The organism is Actinokineospora enzanensis DSM 44649, from assembly GCF_000374445.1.
GTDB classification, from domain to species: Bacteria; Actinomycetota; Actinomycetes; order Mycobacteriales; family Pseudonocardiaceae; genus Actinokineospora; species Actinokineospora enzanensis.
The window spans coordinates 159063-183863 of sequence record NZ_KB894410.1; the positions used below are offsets into that span (position 1 = coordinate 159063).

The window sequence follows — 24801 nt, forward strand, 5'->3', positions numbered from 1 at the left end:
GCTAACCACTGATCGGCCTGTGATTTTCAGCGTGCTCACGGACCGAGACGCTCGACCTTCCAGCCGTCCCGGCCGAGCTTGTAGCGCAGCCGGTCGTGCATCCGGTCGCGCCGCCCCTGCCAGAACTCCACCACCTCGGGCTGGATGCGCCAGCCGCCCCAGTGCGGGGGTACCGGCACGGTCTCCGCGTCGGCGAACCGGCGCTCCACATTGGCCAGTGCGCTCTCCAGCGTGCCCCGCCCACCGACCACGATCGACTGCGGCGACGCCCACGCCCCCAGCTGCGAGCCGCGCGGGCGCTTGGCCCAGTACTCGGCGGTCTCGGCGGCGCTGACCTTCTCCACCGTGCCGCGCACGGTCGCCTGGCGGTGCAGCCCGTACCAGGGGAAGGTGGCCGAGGCGTAGCGGGTGGCGCTGAGGTCGTGGCTCTTGGCCGAGGTGTAGTTGGTGAAGAACACCAGGCCGCGCCCGTCGAGCCCCTTGGCCAGCACGGTCCGCGAGGACGGCATGCCGTCGGCGCCAGCGGTGGCCAGCACCATGGCGTTGGGCTCGGCCAGCCCCGCCTGCCTGGCCGCGTCCAACCAGAGCTGCAGCTGTTCGTGCCAGGTGTCGGCGAGGTCGCTCTCCTGCAGGTCGCCGTGTTCGTAGGACACCCGCATGGTGGGGAGTTCGAGGGCGATGTCGCCGTCAGCCATACCGCATCTCCTCAGCGCAGCGCGTGGCGGGGGGTCACCACGGGACTTTGACGGTACGGGGAATCGAGGTGAACGGAAACCGCCCGCACGGTGACAGCGGCCACCCCGGTCCGGCCGGTGGAGATCGTCGACAATCTGGATCGTTTCACTGGATCGTGACCGAAGACACCGGTGTGAACGATTGCTAACGGTGCGCGGGAGGAGCAGGGTTGCCAGAAAGCCGTGCAGTGGTGCTCGGCGTGGGCGATCTGCCTCGATAGTGCCGCTGCCGACGCGTGTAACCCGTCGTGGACATGGCGTGAAAGGCGAGGCGAATGCACAACGCGGTGCGGGACATCCGGCATAGCTCTTCCGTGGCGGCCGACCCGGGCGACGGGTTCCGGCCCGGCCTGGAGGGCGTGATCGCCTTCCACACCGAGATCGCCGAACCCGACCGCGACGGCGGCTCGCTGCGCTACCGCGGTGTCGACATCGAGGACCTGGCGGGCAAGGTCACCTACGGGAACGTGTGGGCCCTGCTGGTCGACGGCCGCTTCGGCGCGGGCCTGCCGCCCGCCGAGCCGTTCCCGCTGCCCGTGCACTCGGGGGACGTACGGGTGGACGTGCAGGCGGGCCTGGCGATGCTCGCCCCGATCTGGGGCTACCGCCCCCTCCTCGACATCTCCGACGACGAGGCCCGTGAACAGCTGGCGCGCGCGTCGGTGATGGCGCTGTCCTATGTGGCCCAGTCCGCGCGCGGCATCCACCAGCCCGCCGTCACCCAGCGCCGCATCGACGAATGCGCCACCATCACCGAACGCTTCATGACCCGCTGGCGCGGCGAGCCCGACCCGGCCCACGTCGCCGCCATCGACGCCTACTGGGTGTCGGCCGCCGAGCACGGCCTCAACGCCTCCACCTTCACCGCCCGCGTCATCGCCTCCACCGGCGCCGACGTCGCCGCCTCCCTTTCCGGCGCCATCGGCGCCATGTCCGGCCCGCTGCACGGCGGCGCCCCCGCCCGCGTCCTGCCGATGATCGCCGAGGTCGAACGCACCGGCGACGCCCGCGCGGTCGTCCGCGGCATCCTCGACCGCAAGGAACGCCTGATGGGCTTCGGCCACCGGGTCTACCGCGCCGAGGACCCCCGCGCGCGAGTCCTGCGCCGCACCTGCAAGGAGCTCGGCGCGGAACGGTACGAGGTGGCGGCCGCGCTCGAACAGGCCGCCCTCGCCGAACTGCGCGAGCGTCGACCGGACCGTGCCATCGAGACCAATGTGGAGTTCTGGGCCGCGGTCATCCTCGACTTCGCCCAGGTGCCGCCGAACATGATGCCCGCGATGTTCACCTGTGCCCGTACGGCGGGATGGTGTGCACACATCATGGAGGAGAAAAAGACCGGACGGTTGATCCGGCCCGCGGCGAAATACGTTGGCCCGGCTCCACGTAAGCCGGAAGACGTCGAAGGCTGGCACCTGATCCAGCGCTGACCCTGGCGATTGTTCGCCCCTGAGCCCGGTGGCTCAGGGGCGTTCGACTGACCGGGGTACATTACTGGCGCAAAGTCTTAAGTCCGGGGGCCGCCGAAAGGCCGCACCCGGGATTTCTTTCCGGATCGGGATGGCAACGATCGGAGCCGCACCGACATTGGCGTTGTCTCGGCTCCACTCGCGCTACCGGTTCGTATGGTCGGGATGCGCTGAAATATGCGCCGCGTGCATTCTGGTGAACATGGTCGCCAACTTATGCGTGGTATGCATATTCGGGATCAGTCACGGCAGTGGCCGCTACACTCGGTGGTAGGCGAGCGGCGGAGGGTGAGTCGTGGCGTTGGGGCGGCGGGTGTGTGCGGACTGTTCCGCCAGGCTGGCGGTGGACAACGGCTCGGCATTGTGCGGTCCCTGTTCGCGGGGCGCGGGTGCGCCGGAGAAGCCTGCGGAGTTCTGGCGTCGGCCGGGGATGCGGGCCGCGTTGCGGTCTCGGCATTTCGGGCAGGTGGTGAATGCCTACCGGCTGGAGCACCGGCCCGCGTTGACGCAGGCGCAGATGGGGCGGTGGCTCGATCTCACCCAGGGGCAGGTCAGCAGGCTGGAGCGGGCTGGCGACCCGGCCCGTGACCTGCGGAAGCTGGAGTCCTGGGCACGGGCCCTGCGGATTCCCGCGGCGCACCTGTGGTTCCGGTTCGACGCACCGGACGCCTGCACGCCATGGGATGAGTTGGTGCGCAGGTTGGGGCGGTCGGATGTGGGGGCCCGGACCGTCGAGCAACTGCAGATTGTCACGGAGGATCTGTGCTGTGAGTACGCGTGGCGGGAGCCCACGCAGCTGAAGGCCGATGCTCGACGGTGCCTGCGCGGGATCTCGAACCTACTGGCAGGCGCGTGCACGTTGGGTGAGCACCGTGAGCTATTGGTCGTCGCGGGCTGGCTTCTGTTGCTCACCGGCTGCGTCGAGTACGACATCGGCAATCACCGGCAGGCGGAACTCGATCGGGCGGCGGCGTTCTGGCTGGGTGAGGAGACCGGGCACGGCGAGATCGTTGCCTGGGCGTTCGAGATGAGTGCCTGGTTCGCGCTCACCCAGGGGCGGCTCGACGGTGTGGCGCCCACGTGCGCGGCCGGGACGAACGCCGCGCCGCATGCCTCGGTGGCCGTGCAGCTTCAGGCGCAGGCGGCGAAGGCGGCGGCTCGGATGGGGCAGCGGGAGCAGGTCATGCGGATCCTGGACCGTGGGTTCACGCTGCTGGGTGAGCACGACCGGCCCGCCCGGCCGGACAATCACTTCGTAATAGACCCCAGCAAGTGGGACTTCTACGCCATGGACTGCTACCGCATCGCAGGCGAGGACCGGCGGGCGGCCGAACACGCGCGGGAGGTGCTCCGGTTGTCGCGTCGAGCGGACGGGACGGAGCGCAGCCCCATGCGGGCCACCGAGGCGCGGTTGACGTTGGCAGTGGTGGCGGTGCGGCAGGGAGACCTCGCCGAGGCGGCGGAGTGGACCACGGCCGCGCTCGCCGCTCGGCGGAAGTCGGTCGACTCGTTGGTCATGGTGGCCGGTGAGGTGGTTGCCGAGACCCGGCGGTTGTTCGGTGATGATCCGGTGGCGCGGGCCGTGGTCGAACCGGTCGAGCACGCCTACGCGGTCATCCGGGGGTGACTTCAAGCAGGGCGCAAAGCGATGTTCGGGATGACCGTTTTGGTGCCGCGGTCGGGTGGGTGAAGGTCGACGCGGCGAAGCTCAGTGTGTGAACGCGCGCAGCTCGGTCGTGTCGTGCGCGCAGAACACCTGGATATCGGGGTGGTCGGCGTGCATTGTTCGGAGACGTTCCTGGTTCGCCAACCGAGCAGTGCGCTCCACCTGTACCACCGACTCGAACACGCGCAACATCGGCGGCGCGGAAGGACGTCGGAGCAATTCGCCGTGATTGAAGTACGCGTCGCCCGCGTGCAATAGCCAGCCTTCGTCGGAGCGCACCGCGATGCCGCAGTGCCCACGCGTGTGGCCCGGCAGCGGCACGAGCAGGAAGTCGTCCGACAGGCCCGTCAGGCCGCGCACGGCGTTCAGTCCCATCCACGTCTCACCGCCGCCCGGCTCGTGCACCTCCCACTTGGGCTGGTGCGCCCAGTGCGCCTGCCGGTACCGCTGCCGCTCGCCTGCAGTGGCCGGTTGGGTGGCCGCGCGCAGCTCCGGCCCGTAGACGTGTACGCGCGCGTCCGGGAAGTCGGCCAGGCCGCCCGCGTGGTCGAGGTCGAGGTGGGTCAGCAGGATGTGGCGCACGTCCTTCGGGTCATATCCGAGCGCCTTGACCTGATTGACCGCCGCTTGCCCCACGTCGCGCACCGGGCGGACCAGCCGCAGGAACGGACCGGGCAGCGTCTCCCCGGGGTTGGTCAGGTCCCGCACGCCGAAACCGGTGTCGACGAGCACCAGCCCGTCGTCGGACTCGGCGAGCAGCACATGGCACACCATGTGGGCGAAGCGGAACAGGCCGGGTTCGCCGTCGACCAGGCGGCCGCCCAGCGGGTGCATGCTGCCGCAGTCGAGGTGTCGAACGCGCACGGGAGATGTCCTTTCAGTGCTTGGTGAGCAACGGTGCGAGTGTGGTGGTGACGGCGCGCAACGGTGCCGTGTCGCGCTGGTTGCGAGACAACAGCAGGGCGCCCTCGACCGCGGCGAGGACCGTGGTGGCCAGGGTGTCCGGCGCGGCCAGGCCGTGCCGGGCCAGGTGGGCGCTGATCACCGCGTGCCACCCGGCGAACCCGCGCGCGCAGGCGGCGCGCACCCGTTCGGCGTCCCCGACATCCTGCGCGACCGTCCCGATCGGACACCCCCGCTGGAAGTCGGAATCCGCCAGGTGGGCGGCCAGCGTGTCGGTGATGGCGGTCAGCGCGGTCGCCGGGTCGGGCGCGGTCTCGAAGATCGACTCGATGGTGCCGCGCAGCTCGGTCGCGGCCAGCTCGACGGCCTCGGCCACCAGCTGGTCCTTGCCCTCGGGGAAGTGGAAGTACAGCGAGCCCCTGGGCAGCCCGCCCGCGCTGAGCACCTGGTTGACGCCGGTGCCGTGGTAGCCGCGGGTGCGCAGCAGCTCGGCGGCGGCGCGCAGGGTGCGGTCGCGGGTGTCGGTGCGGCGAGGCATGGGCTTACTATACAGACCGGTCTAGTAAAAACGCACGCCGTAGGCTCCGGGGGCATGGAGGAGACCGAGATTCGCGCGGGCGGGGCCCGCGCCGTCGTCACCGCCCTCGGCGCCACGCTGCGCCTGTTCGAGGTCGACGGTGTGCCCTACCTGGAGAGCTTCCCGGCGGGCGAGCCCGCGCCGATGGGGTCCGGTGCCGTGTTGGTGCCCTGGCCGAACCGCGTCGCGGGTGCGCAATGGACGCACGAGGGCGAGACGCTGCACTTGGCGGTGACCGAACCGGCGCGAGGCAATGCCAGTCACGGATTGGTGCGCAAGGAAGTCTGGGAGGTCGTCGAACACGCGGAAGCCGCCGTTACCCTGGCGGTCACGATCGACGGCCGCCCCGGCTGGCCGTTCCCGTTCCGCGCGACCATGACCTACGCCCTCGACAGTACCGGCCTGACCGTCACCCACGGCGTGCAGAACCTGGGCGACCGGCCCATGCCGTTCGGCGTCGGCGCCCACCCCTACCCCCGGCCGGGTGGTCTCGATGTGGACGACTGTGTGCTCACCCTCGCCGCCACCACACACCTGCCGCTCGACCCGAAACTGATGGTCCCGACCGGACCCGCGACACCCATGCCCCGATTCAGCCAACTCGTCCGGGACGTCACCCTCGACGACGCCTTCGGCGGCTGCGAACCCGGCCCGGACGGACTGGTCCGGCACACCCTGCGCGGCCCCGGCGGGGGTGTCGACGTGTGGGCCGACCCGGTGTTCCGCTGGGTCCAGGTGTACACACCGGACTCGTTCCCCGGCCACGACGGCGGCGCGGTCGCGGTCGAACCGATGACCTGCCCGCCCGACGCGCTGAATTCCGACACAGATCTCCTGATCGCCGCGCCGGGCACGCGCTGGACCGGCTCGTGGGGGATCACGCCGCTAGGGTCGGGCGCGTGATGATCGCGGTTACAGGTGGATACGTGGTGCCGGTCGCCGGCCCTCCGATCGAGGGCGGGACTGTCCTGATCGAGCACGGGAAGATCGTGGCGGTCGGCCCGGCGGCCGATGTGGACATTCCGGACGACGTCGAGGTGGTGGACGCGGCGGGCACCTGGGTCCTGCCCGGCTTCGTCGAGGCGCACGGCCATCTCGGTGTGCACGAGGAGGCCGAGGGCTGGGCGGGCCAGGACACGAACGAGATGACCGACCCGAACACGGCCAGGGTCAAGGCGCTCGACGCGATCAACCCGGCGGACGAGGGCTTCCGGGACGCGTTGGCGGGCGGGGTCACGACCATCGTGGTGAAACCCGGCTCGGGCAACGTGATCGGTGGCCAGACCGTCGCGGTGAAGGCGTGGGGGCGCACGGTCGACGACATGCTGCTGCGGGATCCGGCCAGCATGAAGAGCGCGCTCGGGGAGAACCCGAAGCGGGTCTACGGCGAGAAGAAGGTCATGCCGTCGACCCGTCTCGGCGTGGCGGCGATCATCCGGGAGGCGTTGACCAAGGCGCAGGACTACCAGGCGCGTCGGGAGTTCGCCCGGGAGGAAGGGAAGCCGTTCGAGCGGGATCTGACGTGTGAGGCCCTGGTGCGGGTGCTCGACGGGGAGATTCCGTGGTGTCAGCACGCGCATCGGGCGGATGACATCGCCACTGCGTTGCGTCTTGCCGACGAGTTCGGCTATCGGCTGGTGCTCAATCACGGGACCGAGGCGCATCTGCTCGCTGACCTGATTGCCGAGCGGGATATCCCGGTGGTGATCGGGCCGTTGTTCACCAGTCGAGTGAAGGTGGAGTTGCGGCAGCGGACTCTGCGCAATCCGGGGATTCTGGCGCGGGCAGGCGTGCGGATCGCGATCACTACGGATCATCCGGTGGTGCCGATCAACTTCCTGGTGCATCAGGTCACGTTGGCGGTGAAGGAAGGGCTGGACGCGGAGACCGGGCTGCGGTCCATCACGGTGAACCCGGCGGAGATGTTGGGGTTGGGGGATCGGGTGGGGGCGCTCGCACCCGGTCTGGACGCCGACGTAGTGCTGTGGTCCGGGGACCCGTTGGATGTGATGAGCCGGGCCATGCGCGTGTTCGTGAACGGTCGCGACGTCTACCACTTCGACGAGACCACGGGCGTCGGTGTGACCGCCGACCCGTACTACCGGGGCTGAGCACCGGCGGTGTCCGATACCGGGACGGCCCGGAACAGGGCCGCCCCGGCACCACCGCGTCCGGTCAAGCAGGTGAAGCGGGCGACAGCTCAGGACTTGATCTTGTTGTAGTGGTCCAGGGCGATCTGGCGTTCGTGGGCGTGGTCGACGATGGGGGCCGGGTAGCCGGGGACGTCCGGGGGCTGGTGGACCTTCTTGCCGGTCAGCTCCCGTAGTTCCGGCACATAGCGCCGAATGTACTGACCGTCGGGGTCGAACTTCTCCCCCTGGGTGGTCGGGTTGAACACGCGGAAATACGGTGCCGCGTCCGTTCCCGAGCCTGCCGTCCACTGCCAGCCGTGCTGGTTCGAGGCCAGGTCGCCGTCGACAAGGTGTTTCATGAAGTGGCGAGCGCCCCACCACCATGGGATGTGCAGGTCCTTGACCAGGAAGCTGGCCACGATCATCCGAACCCGGTTGTGCATCCAGCCCTCGGCGAGCAGCTGCCGCATGCCTGCGTCCACGATGGGGTAGCCGGTCGCGCCTCGGCGCCAGGCGTCGAAGTTGTCGGTGGCCGTTGTTCCGCTGTCGTGGGGCATTGCGTCGAAGCGGTGGTTGTAGTTCTTGCGGGCGGTGTCGGGGCGATGCCACAGGACATCCGCGTAGAAGTCCCGCCAGGCCAGTTCGGTGCGATAGGTCTGGGGGCCTTGGCCGCGCCCTAGATCTGCCAGGAGTGTGCGGGGGTGGATGCAGCCCCAGCGCAGGTAGGGGGACATCCGGCTGGTTCCGTTCACCCCTGGGCGGTCGCGGTCCCGGTCGTAGTCGGCCAGGCGTTCGTCGTGGAATCGTTCCCAGGCCGAGTGGGCTGCTTTTTCGCCTGCCGCAGGCAGTTCCGCGTCCACGTGCGGGTCGTCGGGGATGTGGACCCGGCGGGGTCCACCGTCCTTTTCGGATGGATCAATCCAGTCCAGTGTGGACGCGGAAGTGTCCGCCGGGCGCCGCCAGCCGTGGTCGGCCCAGGTGCGGCTGAACGGGGTGAAGACCTTGAACGGGGTGCCGTCGCCCTTGCGGACTCGGCCGGGGGCGACCGCGTAGGGGGAGCCGGTGCGGACGAAGTCCACGTCCAGTGCCTCGGCCACGGCGTCGTCGCGTTCCCGGCCATACGGTCCGTAGTCCGCCGACACGTGTACCGATGATGCTCCGACCGCCCGCACGATCCGGGGGACCACGTCCACCGGGTCGCCGTGCACCACCAGTAGGCGACCATCCAGTTGCTCGTCCAGGTCCCGCAGGCATCGGTACAGGAACGCCACTCGCGGTGAGCCTGAGGGCCGCAACAACCGGTCGTCGAGTACGAAAAGGGCCAAGCCGCGTCGGGATTGTTCGGCCGCTGCCAGCAGTGCCGGGTGGTCGCCGGTACGGAGATCTCGGCGGAACCACACCACTGCGGGAGAGTCGGTCACGGCAGGCAACGCTACCGATCCCGTACGGTCGGCGCAGCGCGGGCTGCCGGGCGGCAAACAAAACGCGGCGCCGTCGGTGGTCGACGGCGCCGCGTGGAGAACAAGCCGGGTCTAGCGCTCCGTGATTGCCTTGTACTCGCGCTCGGTGTGCCCGATGTAGACCTGGCGCGGCCTGCCGATCTTGGTGGCCGGGTCGTTCATCATCTCGCGCCAGTGCGCGATCCAGCCCGGGAGCCTGCCCAGCGCGAACAGCACGGTGAAGAACTTCGTCGGGAAGCCCATCGCCCGGTAGATCAGGCCGGTGTAGAAGTCCACGTTCGGGTAGAGCTTGCGCTGTACGAAGTAGTCGTCCGCGAGCGCGTGCTCCTCCAGCTGCTTGGCGATGTCCAGCAGCGAGTCGTCGCCGCCGAGCTTGCCGAGGATCTCGTCCGCGGTCTTCTTGATGATGGCCGCGCGCGGGTCGTAGTTCTTGTAGACCCGGTGGCCGAAGCCCATCAGCTTGACGCCGTCTTCTTTGTTCTTGACCTTTTTGACGAACGAGCCGACGTCGCCGCCGGAGTCCCGGATGCCCTCCAGCATCTCCAGCACCGCGCTGTTCGCGCCGCCGTGCAGGGGACCGAACAGCGCGTTGATGCCCGCCGACACGCTGGCGAACAGGTTGGCCTCGGACGAGCCGACCAGCCGCACGGTCGAGGTGGAGCAGTTCTGCTCGTGGTCGGCGTGCAGGATGAACAGCAGGTCCAGCGCCTTGACCAGGGCCGGGTCCACGTCGTATGTCTCGGCCGGGAAACCGAAGGTCATCCGCAGGAAGTTCTCCACCAGGCCGAGCGAGTTGTCCGGGTAGAGGAACGGCTGGCCGACCGACTTCTTGTACGCGTAGGCCGCGATGGTCGGCAGCTTCGCCAGCAGCCGGATGGTGGAGATCTCCACGTGGTGGGAGTCGAACGGCTTGAGGCTGTCCTGGTAGAAGGTGGACAGCGCGGAAACCGCGGAGGACAGCACCGGCATCGGGTGCGCGTCGCGCGGGAAGCCGTCGAAGAAGCGCTTCAGGTCCTCGTGCAGCAGGGTGTGCCTGCTGATCTTGTGTGTGAAGTCGTCCAGTTCGGCCTGGCCGGGCAGCTCCCCGTAGATCAGCAGGTAGCTGACCTCCAGGAAGGTCGAGCGCTCCGCCAGCTGCTCGATCGGGTAGCCGCGGTAGCGCAGGATGCCCGCGTCACCGTCGATGTAGGTGATGGCCGAGGAGCACGAGGCGGTGTTCACGAAGCCGGGGTCGAGCGTGACCAGGCCCGTCTTGGCCAGCAGCTTGCCAAGGTCGACGCCTGAGGTGCCGTCGGTGGCGGCCACGACCGCCATCTCGTGCTCGCCGCCGGGATAGCGGAGGGCGGCGGTCTGCTCGGTGCCGGTGGGCACAGCGGTCCCGTCGGGCATGCAAGTACCTCTCACACTCGGGCAGGGCGGCGGTGACGGCCGAGCCGGAACGGCCCTGGTCGGGTGCGATCGCGGCCTCGCCTGCCTCGGCCACAGCGCAGCACCGCCCCATTGGGGTCCTGAGCCTCCTACGCTAGTGCTCCACGCGCATTACGGACAGCCGTGGCGAGCCTGGTCGGGCACTGTTGGGACACGTATCACAGACCGTGTGCCCCGCCCACCGAATTCCCCACCCCGTCACCCGGCGGAAAGCCCACCGAGAAGCAGGTCCGCCAGCACCCGGAACGCCTCCGCGTCCGACACCTCGGCGCGTGCGCCCAGCACACCCGACTGAATGCCCTCGATCAGCCAGCCCGCCATCTCGGCAACCATCGGCGCGTGCACGTCCCGAAAGAGACCGTCGGCGACACCCTCCAGTATGAATCCGCGGATTCGATCGGCCGCGGCTTTCGCATTCCGCTCGTACACCGCCCGGGTACCGGCGTGCGCGGCGACGTCGGCAACGAACGCGGGCGAGGCGACGCCGAGCTCTTCGGCGGCCCCGGCCAGGTAGCGGGCGATTCGCTCGCGCGCGTCGGTGGCGGTCGCGGCGCGTTTCTCGATCCGCTCGGTGGCGCCCCGGAAGAACTGGCCGACGACCTTGAGCGCGAGCTGTTCCTTGCTCGGGGCCAGCGCGTAGAGGGTGGATTTCGAGCAGCGCAGCCGGGCCGCGAAGTCGTCCAGGGTGGCCTCGGCGAAGCCCTCCGCGAGGAACAGCGCGAGCAGCTGGTCGAGCAGGGCGCTCTGCCGGGCGGTCGGCGTGCGTCTGACCGAGCGGGTCACCAGCGTTTCCTCCGGACGTCGACGGGCGGTCTCCCCAGCGTATCGACAGGTCGGCGGGCTGGACAGTACTGTGGAGCGTCCCGCAGTACTGGTTCTGGTATCCGAGAGGCCGAACATGCCTGCCGAGCGCCTGCTGCCCACCACCGAGGCCGAGGACCTGCTCAAGCTCACCCGCGAGATCGCCCGGGACGAACTGGCGCCGATCGCGTCGGAGTACGAGGAGCAGGAACGATTCCCCCGCGAACAGTTCCGACTGCTCGGACGCAGCGGCCTGCTCGGATTGCCCTACCCGGAACAGTGGGGCGGCGCGGCACTGTCGTACGAGGTGTACCTACAGGTGCTGGAGGAACTCGCGGCGGCGTGGATGTCGATCGGCGTGGGTGTCTCCGTGCACACCATGTCCTGCTACGCGCTCGCGGAGCACGGCAGTGACGAACAACGCGCGCGGTTCCTACCGGACATGCTCGGCGGTGACCTGCTGGGCGCGTACGCGCTATCGGAACCGCACGCGGGTTCCGACGCGGCCGCCCTGTCGACCCGGGCCCGCCGCGACGGCGACCAGTACGTGCTCAACGGCGCCAAAGCGTGGATCACCCACGGCGGCCACGCCGACTTCTACACCACCATGGTCCGCACCTCCGACGACGGCGGCCACGGCATCAGCTGCCTGCTGGTGGACGCGGCCACGCCCGGCCTCGGGTTCACCCCGCCGGAGCGGAAGATGGGCCTCACCGGGTCCACCACCACCCAGGTGCTCTTCGACGACGCGCGGGTGGCCGCCGACCGGCTGCTCGGCGCCGAGGGCGAGGGCCTGAAGATCGCCCTCACCGCGCTCAACTCCGGCCGCCTCGGCATCGCCGCGTGCGCGGTCGGCCTCGCCCAGGCCGCGCTCGACCAGGCCGTCGCCTACGCGCGGCAGCGCAACCAGTTCGGCCGGGCGATCATCGAGTTCCAGGGCCTGGAGTTCCTCATCGCCGACATGGCCGCCGCCGTGGAGTCCGCGCGGGCCACGTACCTGGAGGCCGCGCGCAGGCGCGACCGCGGGCTGTCGTTCGTGCGCCAGGCCTCGATCGCCAAGCTGGTGGCCACCGACGCGGCCATGAAGGTGACCACGGACGCGGTGCAGGTGCTCGGCGGCGCGGGCTACACCCGTGACTTCCCAGTGGAGCGGTACCTGCGCGAGGCGAAGGTGCCGCAGATCTTCGAGGGCACCAACCAGATCCAGCGCATGGTGATCGCCCGCCAGCTGCGCAACGCCTGAATTCCGTCGGGTGTCGCCCGCGCCCCTCACATCCGGCGGCCACCGAGCGATGATCACCGCATGGGGAGCTTTGTCTTGGCCCACCGCGCCCATGTGTGGGACGGGGGCGCCCGGTGAGCAAGCCGATCCTGGCCGAGCACGTGGCCGACATCCTGACCAGGCTGGCCTGCAACGGCCTGGACGAGACCCGAAAACGCGCGGCGGACACCCTGCAGGACGCGGTGGTCGGCAGGTTGCGCCGGATCCGCCGAGCCGCGGTGTTCGACCTGTTCGAGGCCGACCCGGCCGCCGAACGCCACCGGCTGGCCTTCGTGACGGTGCTCGACGAGCAGCTCACCCGGGACCCGGGATATCGCGCGGCCATCTCGGATCTTGCCAGGGCCGCGGGCGCGCCCCTGATCGTGGCGGCATTCCCGGACGACGACCGGCCATTCCCATTACCACCCAAGCGAATCCTCCTCGGCGCGGGCGCGGCGGTCCTGGTCCTGGTCCTGTTCTTCGGCGGCCGCGCCCTGTATACGGAGATGACCGACGAACCGGTGCGCGACGGAACCACTCCATGCCGGACATTCTGGGCGCTCAAGGAACCGGACCAGCGAAGCCTGCTCGTCCGTGCTTACGAGGAACGCGGCCAGACCCGCCGCTCCGACGACCCGTATTTCGTGGCGGCCGTGCTCTACGCCTGCGGCCAACAACCGGAAGACACGGTGAACCAGATTCTCGACGCCGCGGCCCTCGGCCGTTGACGTGGCGGGCTCACCCTGCGCCGGTGATCAGTCCTTCGATGTGCTCGAAGATATCGGCGTCGGTCTCCTGTTGCCAGGAAGGCAACTCGTCCCAATCGGCCACATAGGACGCTTTGGGCGCCTCGATGTACTTGTACACCTGGGCGATCCAGCACAGCGCGACGAACCGTCCCTTTTGGACTCTTGTCAATCGGGTCGCGTCCCCGATCTCCACGAACGCCCGCACCTGCTCGTAGACAGCATTCGCGGCGGCCCGCTCCCAGTCGGGGGTGTCCGCCCAGGGGGTGACGTAGCCTGCTTTGGGCTCACCGGGGAAGTGCTTGCGCACCCCGTCGATCCACGCCCGCCGGAAGACCTGCCCACCCTCGATCACCGCACACCTCCACAGACCGACACGATGTCCTCGTTCAGCTGCCTGGCCCGTCGATTCCCCAGATAGGGGCGCAGTCTGCCGCGCAGACTTGTCAGCTTCTGCTGGACGAAACCCGACCCACTCGCCCGAGCCACGTCGAGGACCGTCTCGGCGTGCATGGCCACCCGGGCGATGTCCCCGGACTGGAGCGCGACCACGGCCAGGTCCACCCCGACACTTGCCTGTCGGCGCGTCGACCCGGTGGTCAGTGCACCGGCCAGCGCCTTCTCGGCGGCCTCGGGCCGGTTCAACGCCAGATAGCAGGCCCCGCGTTCCTCGGGTAGCCGCGAACGGTCGAACCGCAACCACCCGTCGTTGTGTCCGGCCCCGGCCATGGTCAACAACCGCAGAACAGCTCGCCGCTCCACGTCGTCGCCTCCCTCGTCCGGAATCCGGTGCCCGGTCGTATCTTCGCCGAACCCAGCCTGAGGTGCCACATTCTCGACTGCGACCCGCCGCACCGCGAACCACAACAGGTCCGGAGGAATCCGGAGGGTGTTCGCCCACCAGGTGAGCTTGGTCAGGCTGTCGAGCGGCTTGCCGTTCTCGATCCGACTCAGCTGGGTCTGTGTCAACCCGGCCCAACCCGCGGCGATCTCCTGGGAGATAGGGACAGGTTGACAGGGATGGCATCGGAACGCCCGGATGACCTTGCCCATGTGCCACGTCTCCATCGCGGCCCGCATCTCTCCGTCGCACCAGAACTGGTCCGCCATCCGTGGCGGCGCTGTGCGCAGCTCGTGGGTCGCGCGCTGGCACCGTGAGCACGCGGTGCAGGGCCAAGACGATGTGTACCTGCGTTTCGGATCCCCGGACGACGATTTCGAGCTGGCGTTGACCGAGCGGAGCCTGGAGCGGTTGATCGAGGTCGGCCGTCAGGCGCTCGGGGCGGTGCGACAGGCCGTGGTGGAGTTGCCGGACGTCGCGCAGTAGCAGTTCGCGAGAAAGCCGCCCACGTACGTGGGTCCACCCACTTGAGCGACGCGTGTCCTTGCCTGGCATACGGAAGAAGCCGCCACCGGACTGCGGTGGCGGCTTCTTCCGTCAAGAACCACTGCTGGCAAGAACTACTGCTGGGCGATGGCCGGGCTGCCCGTCCCGAGCCCACCCTCAAGCGCGTGCATCAGCGAGCCCCACTGGGCCAGGAAGTACATGACCCCGGCCAGCATGTTGTCCACCGGTTCCCAGATGTTGTCGTGCCCCGCCACCTGGTGCTGCTGGAACACCGGGTCGGTGAGCTGCATCATCCCCTTGGGCGGCACCCCGTTCGCCGCGTTGGGGTCCTGCAGGTCGATCGCGTGCGGGTTGCCGCCGGAGGTGCGGTCGACGATCTGGGCGATCTGCTCGGCGTTGATCTTCGAAGGGTCCACGCCGTGGTCGATGAGGATCTCCACGGCCGCGCCGATCCAGCGCGCGCGGTCGACCATGGAGGCGGGGGCGCCCGGGGTGGGCGGCCCGCCGCTGGGGCCGAGGCTGGGGACCTGGACCTGTCCGGGCAGGCCCGTCTGGTTCTGATACGTCGGCGCCTGCCCCGACCCGCCCACCGGCTGCTGATAGCCCGTGTACGAGGGCACCCCGCCCTGGTTGTACGTCGGCGCCTGCCCCGACCCACCCCCGGGCTGCTGGTACCCGGTGTACGAGGGCACCGCCCCCTGCTGGTACGTCGGCTGGTACCCGCCGGTGTTCCCGCCGGACGGCTGGTACCCCGGGTACGACGGCACCGCCCCCTGCGTGTAGTTCGGCTGGTACCCCCCGGTGCTCCCGCTCGACTGCTGATACCCCGTGAACGACGGCGGCGCGGTCGACGTGTACGTCGGCCCCGACTGCGGGTTCGTGTTGGTGTACCGCTGGTTCGCGGCAGTGTCCACACCGCCGGTGTTCACCTGCGGTGCCTGCGTCGTGGTCGCACCGGGCGAGGTGTGAGCCTTGCCGCCGATGGTCTCCAGGAGCTGCTTCACCGACTTGGCCAGGTTCACGATCTTCTGGACCGTGGACAGAATCTTCTGCAGCGAGGAGACGAACTTCTGCACCTTGCCCAGGATCTTCTGCGCGGTCTGCACCGCCTGCGCCACCGACTTGGCGATGCCCTCGGCGATGCTGGCACCGAAGCTCAGCCAGGCCTTGGCCAGCGCCTCGATGATGATCATGATGACCTTCTGCACGCACTGGTTGATGAAGTCCAGTACGGCCTTGCGCACCTCGGCCAGCAGCTTGCCCGCGCCGTCGATCGCGCCGCCCACGGCCTTGCTGACCTGGGCCAGCGCGTCCAATCCCTCGGCCTGGGTGGCGGCGGCCTTGCGGTAGGAGTCGGCCGCGCCGCCCTGCCAGTTGCAGGTCTCGCTCTGCACCGCGGCCCGGTACTTCTCCGCGGTCTGGGTGATCTGGGTGCCCGCGCGGACCCAGCCCTGGGCGCTGCTGATGATCGAGTTCGCGTCGCCGAGCAGCTTGTCGAACGGCTCGCGGATGAACTTGATGTGCTGGATGATCCAGCCGAACCCGGCGCCCGCGCAGGCGCCGAGCGGGTCGTTGGCGATGTTGATGACGTCCATCGCCACGTTGGTGACACCGAGGCCCGCGTCCAGCCAGTCGCCCCGGTCGATCGCGGCCTTGGCGCCGCGGATGTCGTTGTTGAGGCTGGTCGCGGCCTGCTGACCGGTCGACTGGCCCGTGCTTGTCGCCGTTGCCACTACGCCTTCCCCCCGCCGAAGGTGTTCGCGTTGCCCAGGTCGATCTGCTCGTAGTCCTTCGCGACCTCCTCGATGCCCTTGCGGACGTCGTCGATCGCGGTGGCCACCTTCTGGATGCCCTGCAGCACGTCACCGCAGGCGGCCAGGATCGCGGTGGCGAAGAACTGGCCGATCATCCCGTAGGCGGCGTCGGAGACCGACTGCGTCGACCCCGTCGCCGACTGCACCTGGGATGAGCAGGTGGCGACGGTGCGGGCATGCACCCGCATCTCCGCCACGTTGACGTTGAACCCTGTGCCCATGAGATCCGCCTCGGTTCCTAGTTCACGACTTCGGGGGGGTTGTCGAAGTACTCGTCGTCGGAGCGCGGCGCGCGCTCGGCGCGGACAGGCTCTTCGTCCGGGTCGGTGCCGTCGCCGGTGTAGCCCTCCGGCATCGCGGCCTTCACCACGTCCAACGCGGGCGAGTCGCCGACCAGCTCCGCCATCGTGGCCACGACCTGGGCACTGGCATCCCGCTGCGCCTCCCGGGTGACCTCCAGGATGAGCCGGGCGAGCTGCTCGGGTTCGTGGTCGCGCGCGCCCTGGCGCAGCACCAGGCCCGTGGTGGCGCCCGACGCGCTGACCCGCACGGTGACCTCGCCGTCGGCGGACGTCGCGGTGCCCCCCACCTCCCGCAGCGCCTTGTCCGCCTTCTGCGCACTGGCCGCGGCGTTTCTGAGCGTCTCGTCGTACTGCGCGAGCCACTGCTCGGGGTCCATCTGCCTGCCCTTCCCAAGGTCCAACCCGGATCGTCCGCCCCGGGTATGACGGAGCATTCCGCGTTCGGTTCCGCGTCGGCGAGCAATCGGGCAAACCGTTTGCGGTCGCACCCGACCAGTCGGTAACCGGCGCGGGCCCGGCGGGGATACTGGGGGCGGGCGATGCCGTGGGAAGGGGCCGGGTTCGTGTTGGAGGTCGACGGGATCACCAAGCGCTACGGCGACGTGCTCGCCTGCGACCGGGTGAGCTTCACCGTCGCCCCCGGCGAGGTGTTCGGCTTCGTCGGCGCCAACGGCGCGGGCAAGACCACCGCGCTGCGGATCGCGCTCGGCGTGTTGTCCGCCGACGCGGGCGCGGTGCGCTGGGCGGGCGCCCCGGTCGACCACGCCGCCCGCCGCCGCTTCGGCTACCTGCCCGAGGAGCGCGGTCTCTATCCCCGGATGCGGGTCCTGGAACACCTCGTCTACCTGGCCGAGCTGCACGGCTTCGATGTCACCCGGGCGGACGGCGACGCCGAGCGCTGGCTCAGCAGGCTCGGCCTGCGCGAGCACCGTGACACCGAGGTGCAGCGGCTGAGCCTGGGCAACCAGCAGCGCGTCCAGCTGGCTGCCGCGCTGGTGCACGACCCCGGCCTGCTGTTGCTCGACGAGCCGTTCTCCGGGCTGGACCCGGTGGCCGTCGACCTGCTGTCCGCGGTGCTGCGCGAACGGGCGGGCGCGGGCGTGCCGGTGGTGTTCTCCAGCCACCAGCTCGACCTGGTGGAACGGCTGTGCGACCGGGTCGGGATCATCCAATCGGGCAGGCTGGTGGCCTGTGGCACGGTCGCCGAGCTGCGCTCCGGGATGGGCAGCACGCTGCTGGTCGAGGCCCCCGCCGCCGCGTCGGGCTGGGCCGACGGGCTGCCCGGGGTCACCGTCCTGGGCGTCCACAACGGACAAACCCGGCTCCGGCTGGCGGCAGGCGTGGACGACCAGCCGGTACTCGCCGCCGCCCTGGCCACCGGCCCGGTGCGCGGCTTCACCCATCAGCGGCCGTCACTGGCCGAGCTGTACCGTGAGGTCGTGGGAGACGGCGCGTGAGCCCCGCGCGGGCGGTCTGGCTGGTCGCGCGGCGGGAGCTGCGGACCAGGCTGCGGGCCCGCTCCTTCCTCATCGGCACCGCCGTCTCGATCGCCGTCCTGGTCGCCTTCGTGCTGATGCAGGGCACCCTGTTCGGCGCCGAACGGGCGACCCGGGTCGGGCTGGTCGGGCAGGCCACCGCCGTCGCCGGATCGCTCACCGAGGAGGCGCTGGCGCGCGGGCTGGAGGTGCGGGTCAGCACGGTCCGCGACCCGGCGGCAGGCGAGTCCGCGATCACCGATGGCGACCTCGACGCGCTGGTCACCGGCACTCCGGCGGCGTTGCACGTGGTGGTGGACGAGTCGTTGGACGAGAACCTGCGGCGTGCGCTGAACACGTTGGTGCAACGGGAGGTGCTGCGCGCGCAGCTGGCGTCGGTCGAGGAGCTCGACCCGGACCAGGTGCTGGCCACGGTCGCGGACGCGACGGTGGACGTGCGGTCGTTGCGGGCGCCGGACCCGAGCCACGAGCAGCGGTTGGCGTTGGCCCTGGTGATCGTGGCCCTGCTGTATCTGTCGTTGTTGTTGTACGGGACGTTGGTGGCGCAGGGGGTCGTGGAGGAGAAGTCCAGCCGGGTCGTGGAGATCCTGCTGGCGACTGTCCGGCCGTGGGAGTTGTTGGCGGGCAAGGTGATCGGTCTGGGCCTGGTAGGACTGGCACAGCTGGTGGTGGTGGGCGGCGCCGGGGTGGCGTTGGCGGTATTCGCGGGTGTGCTGACGATCCCGTCCGTGGCAGTGGGGACTCTGCTGTGGGGGCTGCTCTGGTACCTGCTGGGTTATCTGTTCTACGCGTCGGTGTTCGCGGCGGCGGGGTCGTTGGTGTCGCGGCAGGAGGAGACGCAATCGGTGTTGTTGCCGGTGACGTCGGTTCTCGTGCTGGCGTTCGTGCTGAGCTTCGGACTGCTGACGCGCGCGCCCAACGCGAGCGCGACGGCGGTGCTGTCGGTACTGCCACCGTTCGCGCCGATCCTCACTCCCGGCCGGATGGCGCTGTCGGCCGCGACAGGGTGGCAGGTCGTCATCGCGATAGTGCTCACATTGGCCTCTGTCGTCGTCCTGGCCTGGTTGTCCGGTCGGATCTACGCGGGCGCGGTTCTACGCACCGGTGCACGGCTGCGGTTGCGTGAGGTGCTGCGGCGCCATTGAGTCACAGGCCGTTCAAGGTCTTCGTGACCAGCTCCGTCACCACCGGCAGCGCGGCCTCTGCGTCGCCCGCGACCAGACCCACGCGAGTCCGTCGGTGCAGGACGTCCTCCGGAGACAGCGCGCCCTCGTGCCGGACGGCCCACACGACCTCCGCCGCCGTCACGTCCATCCCCGGCGCGACCGGCCTGCCGAGCCGTTCGTCCAGCAGGCCCAGGGCGTGCACGGTGGACGCCTCCGTCCCATACCGGGCGACCAGCCGCGCCGGAGCATCCACAGTGGACAGAACGCGCCGCGGTGCCGCGCCGACCAGTGGGAGGCTCCGGGTCCGTGACGGCCCCGCGGCCAGGCCCGCCGCCGCGACCGCCGCGTCCACGGCGTCGGCGGCCATCGCCCGATAGGTGGTCAGCTTGCCGCCGACCAGCGTGATCACCCCGTCCGGCGCGGTCAGCACGGCATGGTGCCGGGACAGGTCCGCGCTCTGCCGCGCCACCCCCGGCGCGTCCACCAGCGGCCGCAGCCCGGCGAACGCGCCCAGCACGTCCGCCCCGGTCAACCGGCGTTCCAGCACCGAGGAGGCCACGTCAAGCAGGAAGTCCACATCGGACTCCGGCACCGCGGGGACCGCCGGGATCGGACCGTCCACCGGCTCGTCGGTCAGACCCACGTAGACCCGGCCGTCGTCCTGCGGCAGCACGATCACGAACCGGCCGAACGGGCCCGGGACCGGCACCGTCAACGCCGTCGCCGCGCCGCCGACCGCCGCCGCCGACAGCACCAGGTGCGACCCGCGCGAGGGCCGCAACCGCACCGACGGCACCAGCTCACCCGCCCACACGCCCGTCGCGTTGACCACCGCCCGCGCGCGGATCTCCACGCGGCGGTCGGTCAACCCGTCCACGACCTCCGCGGACCGGCCGGTCACCGCCGTCACCCTGGCCCGGGTGATGATCCGCGCGCCCAGCCCCGCCGCCGTGCGCGCGAGCGCCACGACCAGGCGTGCGTCGTCGACCAGCTGCCCGTCGAACGACAGCAGCCCCCCGCGCAGCCCCGTCCGGCGCAACCCCGGCGCGAGCGCGAGGGCTTCCGGCGCGGAGACGCGGCGCGGGCGGGGGAGCAGGTCGGCGGGAGTGCGCGCGGCCCGCCGCAGACCGTCGCCCGCCACCAGGCCCGCGTAGGTCAGCGCCGCGTCGCGGGTGGACACCGGCGGGTGCAGCGGCACCAGCTGCGGCAGCGCGCGGGTCAGGTGCGGCGCGGTCGTGCCCATCAGCACGCCCCGCTCCACCGCGCTCTCGTGCGCCAGCCCGACATCCCCCTTGGCCAGGTAGCGCAGGCCGCCGTGGACGAGCTTGCTGGACCAGCGGGACGTCCCGAACGCCAGGTCCTCGGCCTCCACCAGGGCCACCCGCAGCCCACGGGACGCGGCGTCCAGCGCCACCCCGGCGCCGGTCACGCCGCCGCCGACCACCAGCAGGTCGACGACCTCGCCGTCGGTGAGCGCGGCCAGGTCGGCCGCGCGGCGCTCGGCGTGCAGGTCGGTGTCGGGGTGGGTCATCGGGTCTCCGTGGTCAGGGTGGGGTCAGACTCGCATCGATGAGGTGGGCCAGCTCGTCCAGCAACGCGGCCGCGTCCACGTCCGCGGTGGCCGGGCCGTGCGAGAGCGCGAACGACTGCACCACCAGCAGCAGCGCCCGCGCCTGGGTGGCGGTGTCGGCGAGCCGGATGGAGCCGTCCTCGTGCCCGGCGACCAGCTGGGCCAGCAGGAACTGCTCGGCGATGTGCTGCGTGCTGCCCAGCCGCTCCACCACGTAGGGCAGCACCAGCTCGCCGTCCCGGTCGAGCACGGTGCGCAGCAGCGGGTCGGCGACCAGCGCGCGTACCCCGGCCACCGCGCCCGCGACCAGCCGCGCCCGCGCGTGCGGCCCCTCCGCCGCGTGCGCCGTGCGGGTCAGCAGCTGGCCGAACTCCCTGGTCATCAGCGTCGCCAGCAGGCTGCGCACGTCCGGGAAGCGGCGGTAGAGCGTCATCCGGCTGACCCCGCCGCGGCGCGCCACGTCGGTCAGCGTGGTGCGCCGCACGCCGTGCGTGAGCACGCACTCGCGGGCGGCATCCAGCAGGACGTCGTCCTCCACCCGACTGGGCGAAACCGTGTGACGTTTTAACGTCATGTGTCACACTCTATTCCGTGTATGTGCCTGTGGACCACCTCGACCACCGGGTTCGCGGCGGCTGGACCCCCTCCGGCGCGATCGACGCCGGGCTGCCCGCGCACGCGAACCGATGGTTGAGCGCGAGAACCGGGCTGTCCGCACCACCCACGCCCGTCGCGCCCGACTCCGGCCTCGTCGTGCCGGAGTCGGAGCTGCCCGCCCAGGTGCGGGCCGTCCTGATCTCCATTGTCGGGGCCGGACACCTGCTGGTCGAGCGCGCCGACCGGCTGGCCCGCGCGGGCGGTATGTCCTATGTGGACCTGTTGGGTCGGCGCGGTGCCGGTGAGCTGGCGGTACCCGACGCGGTGGTGTGCCCGGCGGACGCGGATCAGGTCCGCGACGTGGTCGTGGCGTGTGCGTCACACGACATCGCGATCGTCCCGTTCGGCGGCGGCACGTCCGTCGTCGGTGGGGTCACGGCCCTGCGCGGCGACAAGACCGCGGTGGTCGTACTCGACCTGTACCGGCTCGACCGGCTGCTGTCCGTGGACCCGGTGTCGCGGCTCGCGGTGTTCCAGGCGGGCAGCACGGCCCCGGAAGCCGAGCGTCGACTGGCCGAACACGGGCTCACCCTCGGACACTTCCCACAGTCCTACGAACGGGCGACCCTCGGCGGCTTCGCGGCCACCCGCTCCTCGGGCCAGGCATCGGCGGGCTACGGCCGCTTCGAGGAGATGGTGTCCGCCCTGCGCGTGGCCACTCCCCGAGGCGACTGGCGGGTGGGCGTCGCACCTGCCTCCGCCGCCGGTCCGGACCTGCGGCACCTGGTGGTCGGCAGCGAGGGCACGCTGGGCGTGATCACCGAACTGACCCTGCGGGTACGGCCGCGGCCGGTCGTCGACCGCTACGAGGGCTTCATCGTGGACGGCTTCGACGCGGGTGTGGACACCGTGCGGACCCTGGCGCAGAACGGCGCGCTGGGAACGGTGACGCGACTGTCCGATCCGCAGGAGACCGAGGTCGGTTTCGCGTTGTCGGGCGGCTGGAAGATCACGGCCCTGCGCGCCTACCTGCGCGCGCGGGGTGTGGCCGAGCCGTGCCTGCTGATCATCGGATGGGAGGGCCAGAGCGCGCGGGAGATGTACGCGCGCCGTCGCACGACCGTGACCTTGCTCGGCAAGACCGTCCGGCTGGGAACCGTGGCGGGGGAGAAGTGGCGGCATGGTCGGTTCGCCGGGCCGCGGCAGCGGGACGCGCTGATGGACATCGGCATGTGCGTGGAGACGCTGGAGACGGCAACGCACTGGTCCACGATCGCGGAACTGCGCGAGAACGTCCGCAAGGCCCTGGTCGACTCGCTCACCGAGGCCGGGCGGCGGCCGGTCGTGGCCTGCCACATCTCGCACTCGTACGAGACGGGGGCGTCGCTGTACTTCACGACACTGGTGCCGCGCGACCTGACGGACCCGGTCGGACAGTGGCAACGCGCTAAGCGGGCGGCGTCCGAGGCGATCGTCGGGCTGGGCACGATCACTCACCACCACGCGGTCGGAGTGGACCACGCGTCGTACCTGTCGGCGGAGGTCGGTTCATTGGGCGTGGAGGTGTTGCGGGCGGTGAAGTGTGAACTGGATCCTGACGGCGTGCTGAACCCGGGCAAGCTGATCTAGTGCACCACTAGCAGAGCCTGCAGGTGGGTTCGATGCTCTCGCCGGTCAATGCGGAGCGCACGTGGTTGCCGATCGCCTCGGCCAGCATGGGCGGCACGGCGTTGCCGATCTGGCGGGCGATCTCGATCTTGGTGCCGCACCACTCGAAGGTCTCCGGGAAGCCCTGCAACCGGGCCGCCTCCTGGTGCGTGATCGGCCGGTGCCACTGCGGGTGCAGGTAGCGGCCCTTTTCCGGCTTGTAGAACTCGGTCCGGATGGTCAGCGACGGGTCGTCCCAGCGCATCCGGCCCATGACGTCGGTGGTGCCGGTCTTCTTCTCCCGCCAGCAGCGGGGGAGGAGGTGCTCGGGGACGTCGAACCGGCCGCCGCCGGGGGGCACCGATCGGTAGCGGGCCAGGGAGAGGGGGGTGGGGTTGCGGCCGAGATGCAGGTCCGCGCTCTTGAACCGCCCCGGCACCTTCTCGCCGAAGAACTCCACGAACGAAGTGGGCAATGTGGTCCGTGCAGGCCGCTCCGGAAGCCCGGAAAGCACCGACCGAACCCCATGCCATTGCTCGTGCGTCCGCCCCGGCAAGGGGATTGCCCCGACCCGTGACCCGATCACGAACGCCCGCTTCCTCCGCTGCGGCACCCCGAAGTCGGCCGCGAGCAACAGCCCGGCACTGAGCCGGTAGCCCGCGAGCAATCCGCTCCGCCGCGTCTCGGCCTGCAACAGACCGAACTCGGACGACGTCAGGAACCGATCCACGTTCTCGATCACGAACGCGGCCGGTTTCACCTCGCGCACGAACCGCAGGTACTGCTTCCACAACTGATTGCGCGGATCCTCGACGTCTCGACTGCCCAGGTTCGAAAACCCCTGGCAGGGCGGCCCCCCGATGATCACATCAGCCCGCGGCGCCACCTCGACCGCGGCGATGTCCGCCCACCGCACATGCCCCGCACCGAAGTTCGCCGCATAGGTAGCCGCCGCGTGCAAATCCCACTCGACCGCCAACACCGGCCGATACCCGGCAGCCACGAACCCGGCGGTCATCCCACCACAACCCGCGAACAGGTCGATCATCTCCAGCCCCACTCACCCAGGCTAGCCGGCCCGCCCTCCCTTCCCCCGCATCCCGCGCCCGCGGGTTGTCCCCAACCCCCGAAACCATCCACAGCCCCGCGCCGATCGAGGTCACCTGGTCGGGAGTGGGGTCAGGTCAGGCGGTCTTTGACCAGCGTGCGTACCCGGGCGGCGGCGCTGGTCGGGTCCTCGTGCTCCCAGACGCGGACGGGGAGCCAGCCCTCGGCGGTGAGACGCTCGTCGGTGTCGCGGTCACGGCGCTGGTTGGTCTCGATCTTCGTGCGCCAGAACTCGGCGTTGCGCTTCGGCCACGTGGCGTGTTCGGGGCAGCCGTGCCAGAAACAGCCGTCGACGAACACGGCGACGCGGGCCGGGCCGAACACGACGTCGGCTTCCCGCCGGACGCCGCGGACGGGACGGCGATGGACGCGGTAGCGCAGGCCGAGTGCGTGCAGGGCGCGGCGCAGCGCGACCTCGGTTCCGGTGTCCCTGGCGCGCTGGCGGCTCATCCGCAGGCTGGTCGCCGCCGTGGTGTCCACACTGCCCCTCCCGCGTTTCCGCTGGTCCGGTTAGAGTCCTCTACCCGCCTCCGGCCCGCACCCCTGGGCAGGCGGCGGGCCGTCGACCACCTCGACG

General features: G+C 70.4%; 25 protein-coding genes. 10 read left to right on the forward strand and 15 right to left on the reverse strand.

The genetic code is table 11. The features are described 5' to 3' along the window. Nucleotides 1-35: 35 nt before the first annotated feature. Nucleotides 36-695 carry a pyridoxamine 5'-phosphate oxidase gene (gene pdxH, locus C503_RS0112730; protein ID WP_018682593.1) on the reverse strand — a complete coding sequence of 220 codons (660 nt, stop codon included), beginning with the start codon at nucleotides 693-695 and terminating at the stop codon, nucleotides 36-38. Between the two features lie 314 nt (nucleotides 696-1009). Between pdxH and C503_RS0112735 the strand changes: the two genes are divergently transcribed. Continuing rightward, nucleotides 1010-2164: a citrate synthase 2 gene (locus C503_RS0112735; protein WP_018682594.1), complete on the forward strand. Its 1155-nt coding sequence runs from the start codon at nucleotides 1010-1012 to the stop codon at nucleotides 2162-2164. A 334-nt stretch (nucleotides 2165-2498) separates the two neighbouring features. Beyond that, nucleotides 2499-3830 carry a helix-turn-helix domain-containing protein gene (locus C503_RS0112740; RefSeq protein ID WP_245572461.1) on the forward strand — a complete coding sequence of 444 codons (1332 nt, stop codon included), beginning with the start codon at nucleotides 2499-2501 and terminating at the stop codon, nucleotides 3828-3830. Nucleotides 3831-3911: 81 nt separating this feature from the next. Here the strand turns inward: C503_RS0112740 and C503_RS0112745 are convergent, their stop codons facing one another. Together C503_RS0112745 and C503_RS0112750 are read right to left on the reverse strand one after the other, a co-directional pair. Further along, entirely contained in the window at nucleotides 3912-4733 is an 822-nt protein-coding gene (locus tag C503_RS0112745; protein WP_018682596.1) for an MBL fold metallo-hydrolase, read from the reverse strand. A gap of 13 nt (nucleotides 4734-4746) precedes the next feature. Then, nucleotides 4747-5310: a TetR/AcrR family transcriptional regulator gene (locus C503_RS0112750; protein ID WP_018682597.1), complete on the reverse strand. Its 564-nt coding sequence runs from the start codon at nucleotides 5308-5310 to the stop codon at nucleotides 4747-4749. Between the two features lie 54 nt (nucleotides 5311-5364). On the opposite strand from C503_RS0112750, the gene C503_RS0112755 reads away from it, so the two are divergent. Next, complete coding sequence (locus C503_RS0112755) at nucleotides 5365-6252, forward strand: aldose 1-epimerase family protein (protein WP_018682598.1); 888 nt, start codon at nucleotides 5365-5367, stop codon at nucleotides 6250-6252. Further along, on the forward strand, nucleotides 6252-7460 hold the full coding sequence (locus tag C503_RS0112760) for an amidohydrolase (protein ID WP_033400540.1): 1209 nt from the start codon (nucleotides 6252-6254) through the stop codon (nucleotides 7458-7460). The genes C503_RS0112755 and C503_RS0112760 overlap by 1 nt, the downstream gene beginning before the upstream one ends. 89 nt (nucleotides 7461-7549) lie before the next feature. On the opposite strand, the gene C503_RS0112765 is transcribed toward C503_RS0112760, so the two are convergent. From C503_RS0112765 to C503_RS0112775, 3 genes are all read right to left on the reverse strand, one after another. Continuing rightward, nucleotides 7550-8902: a cryptochrome/photolyase family protein gene (locus C503_RS0112765; RefSeq protein WP_033400541.1), complete on the reverse strand. Its 1353-nt coding sequence runs from the start codon at nucleotides 8900-8902 to the stop codon at nucleotides 7550-7552. 111 nt (nucleotides 8903-9013) lie between these two features. After that, entirely contained in the window at nucleotides 9014-10330 is a 1317-nt protein-coding gene (locus tag C503_RS0112770; RefSeq protein WP_018682601.1) for a citrate synthase, read from the reverse strand. A gap of 237 nt (nucleotides 10331-10567) precedes the next feature. Then, nucleotides 10568-11152 carry a TetR/AcrR family transcriptional regulator gene (locus C503_RS0112775; RefSeq protein WP_018682602.1) on the reverse strand — a complete coding sequence of 195 codons (585 nt, stop codon included), beginning with the start codon at nucleotides 11150-11152 and terminating at the stop codon, nucleotides 10568-10570. Nucleotides 11153-11267: 115 nt separating this feature from the next. Here C503_RS0112775 and C503_RS0112780 point away from each other — a divergent pair, with 115 nt between their 5' ends. Then, nucleotides 11268-12413 carry an acyl-CoA dehydrogenase family protein gene (locus C503_RS0112780; protein WP_018682603.1) on the forward strand — a complete coding sequence of 382 codons (1146 nt, stop codon included), beginning with the start codon at nucleotides 11268-11270 and terminating at the stop codon, nucleotides 12411-12413. A 113-nt stretch (nucleotides 12414-12526) separates the two neighbouring features. Beyond that, nucleotides 12527-13159, forward strand: coding sequence for a hypothetical protein (locus C503_RS0112785; RefSeq protein WP_018682604.1), 633 nt, complete (start codon nucleotides 12527-12529; stop codon nucleotides 13157-13159). 10 nt (nucleotides 13160-13169) lie between these two features. Here the strand turns inward: C503_RS0112785 and C503_RS0112790 are convergent, their stop codons facing one another. Together C503_RS0112790 and C503_RS43250 are read right to left on the reverse strand one after the other, a co-directional pair. After that, the gene (locus tag C503_RS0112790) at nucleotides 13170-13532 is read right to left on the reverse strand and encodes a hypothetical protein (protein ID WP_018682605.1); all 363 of its coding nucleotides are present in this window, start codon (nucleotides 13530-13532) and stop codon (nucleotides 13170-13172) included. Then, entirely contained in the window at nucleotides 13529-14146 is a 618-nt protein-coding gene (locus C503_RS43250) for a hypothetical protein (RefSeq protein WP_018682606.1), read from the reverse strand. Before C503_RS43250 ends, C503_RS0112790 begins: the two co-directional genes overlap by 4 nt. Before the next feature lie 70 nt (nucleotides 14147-14216). Here C503_RS43250 and C503_RS0112800 point away from each other — a divergent pair, with 70 nt between their 5' ends. Further along, the gene (locus C503_RS0112800; RefSeq protein WP_156893170.1) at nucleotides 14217-14504 is read left to right on the forward strand and encodes a hypothetical protein; all 288 of its coding nucleotides are present in this window, start codon (nucleotides 14217-14219) and stop codon (nucleotides 14502-14504) included. 134 nt (nucleotides 14505-14638) lie between these two features. Here the strand turns inward: C503_RS0112800 and C503_RS0112805 are convergent, their stop codons facing one another. Genes C503_RS0112805 through C503_RS0112815 form a run of 3 tightly spaced genes read right to left on the reverse strand, consistent with a single transcriptional unit; the run spans nucleotide 14639 to nucleotide 17018 of the window. Further along, nucleotides 14639-16258, reverse strand: a complete 1620-nt coding sequence (locus tag C503_RS0112805; RefSeq protein ID WP_018682608.1) for a hypothetical protein — start codon at nucleotides 16256-16258, stop codon at nucleotides 14639-14641. Then, entirely contained in the window at nucleotides 16258-16560 is a 303-nt protein-coding gene (locus tag C503_RS0112810) for a type VII secretion target (RefSeq protein ID WP_018682609.1), read from the reverse strand. The genes C503_RS0112805 and C503_RS0112810 overlap by 1 nt, the downstream gene beginning before the upstream one ends. 17 nt (nucleotides 16561-16577) lie before the next feature. Next, complete coding sequence (locus C503_RS0112815; RefSeq protein WP_018682610.1) at nucleotides 16578-17018, reverse strand: YbaB/EbfC family nucleoid-associated protein; 441 nt, start codon at nucleotides 17016-17018, stop codon at nucleotides 16578-16580. A 162-nt stretch (nucleotides 17019-17180) separates the two neighbouring features. Here C503_RS0112815 and C503_RS0112820 point away from each other — a divergent pair, with 162 nt between their 5' ends. Further along, nucleotides 17181-18098, forward strand: a complete 918-nt coding sequence (locus tag C503_RS0112820; RefSeq protein WP_018682611.1) for an ABC transporter ATP-binding protein — start codon at nucleotides 17181-17183, stop codon at nucleotides 18096-18098. Beyond that, nucleotides 18095-19282: an ABC transporter permease gene (locus C503_RS0112825; protein ID WP_018682612.1), complete on the forward strand. Its 1188-nt coding sequence runs from the start codon at nucleotides 18095-18097 to the stop codon at nucleotides 19280-19282. The genes C503_RS0112820 and C503_RS0112825 overlap by 4 nt, the downstream gene beginning before the upstream one ends. Nucleotide 19283: 1 nt before the next feature. On the opposite strand, the gene C503_RS0112830 is transcribed toward C503_RS0112825, so the two are convergent. Together C503_RS0112830 and C503_RS0112835 are read right to left on the reverse strand one after the other, a co-directional pair. Continuing rightward, nucleotides 19284-20834, reverse strand: a complete 1551-nt coding sequence (locus C503_RS0112830; RefSeq protein WP_018682613.1) for a glycerol-3-phosphate dehydrogenase/oxidase — start codon at nucleotides 20832-20834, stop codon at nucleotides 19284-19286. Nucleotides 20835-20847: 13 nt separating this feature from the next. Further along, the gene (locus C503_RS0112835) at nucleotides 20848-21447 is read right to left on the reverse strand and encodes a TetR/AcrR family transcriptional regulator (RefSeq protein ID WP_084477057.1); all 600 of its coding nucleotides are present in this window, start codon (nucleotides 21445-21447) and stop codon (nucleotides 20848-20850) included. A gap of 17 nt (nucleotides 21448-21464) precedes the next feature. Here C503_RS0112835 and C503_RS0112840 point away from each other — a divergent pair, with 17 nt between their 5' ends. After that, a complete protein-coding gene (locus C503_RS0112840; protein WP_245572462.1) occupies nucleotides 21465-23099 on the forward strand; it encodes an FAD-binding oxidoreductase in 1635 nt (544 codons plus the stop codon). Between the two features lie 7 nt (nucleotides 23100-23106). On the opposite strand, the gene C503_RS0112845 is transcribed toward C503_RS0112840, so the two are convergent. Both C503_RS0112845 and C503_RS0112850 read right to left on the reverse strand, forming a co-directional pair. Continuing rightward, complete coding sequence (locus C503_RS0112845; protein WP_018682616.1) at nucleotides 23107-24177, reverse strand: DNA cytosine methyltransferase; 1071 nt, start codon at nucleotides 24175-24177, stop codon at nucleotides 23107-23109. 119 nt (nucleotides 24178-24296) lie between these two features. Further along, the gene (locus C503_RS0112850) at nucleotides 24297-24704 is read right to left on the reverse strand and encodes a very short patch repair endonuclease (protein ID WP_018682617.1); all 408 of its coding nucleotides are present in this window, start codon (nucleotides 24702-24704) and stop codon (nucleotides 24297-24299) included. Between the last annotated feature and the right edge of the window lie 97 nt (nucleotides 24705-24801).